The sequence below is a fragment of the Citrobacter sp. wls827 genome, from assembly GCF_005280875.1.
Taxonomy (GTDB): domain Bacteria; phylum Pseudomonadota; class Gammaproteobacteria; order Enterobacterales; family Enterobacteriaceae; genus Citrobacter; species Citrobacter youngae.
Window position 1 is genome coordinate 543 of sequence record NZ_SZWR01000010.1, and the last position, 1920, is coordinate 2462.

Here is a 1920-nt window from a genome sequence, read left to right on the forward strand (position 1 = left end):
AAGTGAAGAAGCTCATCCTGACGGATAGGCTTTTTTGCGTCTGTGCGGGGTGCACATTGCCGGATTAAGCGCAGCGCATCAGGCAATTCTGACAGCCAACCTGGTTCTCTTCCTTCGAACATTTCTTAATCCTTTTCCTGCTAATTAAAATCGTGATCTATCTCTCATAATAAATTATAACAATTATGTAACATTTAATTTACTAAAACAGACATGAAACATCATTGATAGATTCATAAGATCCTGGCAGGGGTACAATTCTAATGGCTGATAGCAGTGTAACTGAGAACGGGGCGCTGGCAGACGGCGATACCCGCCGTCGTATATGGGCGATTGTCGGAGCATCATCAGGGAATCTGGTCGAATGGTTTGATTTCTATATCTACTCTTTCTGTTCTCTTTATTTTGCTCATATCTTTTTTCCATCAGGAAATACCACCACACAACTCTTACAAACCGCCGGCGTGTTTGCCGCAGGCTTCTTGATGCGACCAATTGGAGGCTGGCTGTTTGGCCGTATCGCGGATAAGCACGGGCGTAAAAAGTCCATGTTGCTGTCCGTTTGTATGATGTGTATGGGATCGTTGGTGATCGCTTGTCTACCGGGATATGAAACTATCGGTACCTGGGCCCCTGCGCTATTGCTGCTGGCCAGACTATTCCAGGGGTTATCTGTAGGTGGTGAATACGGAACCAGCGCGACCTATATGAGTGAAGTTGCCGTTGAAGGTAAGAAAGGTTTTTATGCTTCATTCCAGTATGTGACGTTAATCGGCGGACAGTTACTGGCATTGCTGGTTGTGGTCATATTACAGCACACGTTAGAAGACTCTGCGCTCAGAGCGTGGGGTTGGCGTATTCCATTTGCGTTGGGCGCCGTGCTGGCTATTGTTGCGCTATGGCTGCGTCGCCAACTGGATGAAACTTCGAAACAGGACGTTCGCGCGCTGAAAGAAGCGGGTTCCCTGAAAGGTCTGTGGCGTAATCGCAAAGCCTTTGTCATGGTGCTTGGCTTTACCGCCGCGGGTTCGTTGTGTTTTTACACGTTCACAACCTACATGCAGAAATACCTGGTCAATACCGCTGGTATGCATGCCAACGTAGCCAGCGGGATTATGACGGCGGCACTGTGTGTGTTCATGCTGGTTCAACCGCTGTTCGGCGCGTTGTCAGATAAAATTGGCCGGCGTACTTCAATGCTGTGTTTTGGCGCGTTGGCTGCGATTTTCACTGTTCCCATTCTAACAGCATTGCAAAGCGTAACATCCCCGTATATGGCGTTTGCTCTGGTGATGTGTGCCCTGTTAATCGTGAGTTTCTATACGTCAATCAGCGGTATTTTGAAGGCTGAGATGTTCCCGGCGCAGGTGCGCGCTCTGGGAGTTGGCTTATCTTATGCGGTGGCTAATGCCCTGTTTGGTGGCTCAGCTGAATATGTGGCGTTATCCCTGAAGTCTGTCGGTATGGAAACGACATTCTTCTGGTACGTCACCGCGCTGGCAGTTGTCGCGTTTTTAGTATCGCTGATGCTGCATGGGAAGGGGAAAGGTCTGCGCCTCTAGTAATGTGCCAGTTGCCAGACCGCATAGCCGGTAGACGCGCCTGCAACATCCCAGGCGAAGTCCTTCCAGCTCCAGCCGCTCCCTGCGGGACGGCTGTCCCACAGTTCTTTTGACGCGCCCAGGCTGACTGAGAACATCAGGCCGATAGCCGCACTGCGATCGCGGCTGTTGCCCTGGTGTTGGGCATATTCATTGCCGGCTGCGGCAAGCATGGCGGAGGCGATAAAGTGTTGAGCTTTGTCTTGCCCACTCCACTGGTCGTTAGCCATGTGGCTGCAGCCAGAAATGGCCAGGATGCTGGTAAGAATGAACAGGCGCACCGTTGCCTCCATATGAAAAACCCCGTCACTGGACGGGG

General features: G+C 51.0%; 2 protein-coding genes. One reads left to right on the forward strand and one right to left on the reverse strand.

Translation table 11 applies throughout. The features are described from left to right. Positions 1–263: 263 nt before the first annotated feature. Complete coding sequence (locus FDX03_RS03400; RefSeq protein WP_003037551.1) at positions 264–1562, forward strand: MFS transporter; 1299 nt, start codon at positions 264–266, stop codon at positions 1560–1562. On the opposite strand, the gene FDX03_RS03405 is transcribed toward FDX03_RS03400, so the two are convergent. Further along, a complete protein-coding gene (locus FDX03_RS03405) occupies positions 1559–1882 on the reverse strand; it encodes a YfiM family lipoprotein (RefSeq protein WP_003838356.1) in 324 nt (107 codons plus the stop codon). The genes FDX03_RS03400 and FDX03_RS03405 overlap by 4 nt on opposite strands. Positions 1883–1920 lie beyond the last annotated feature (38 nt).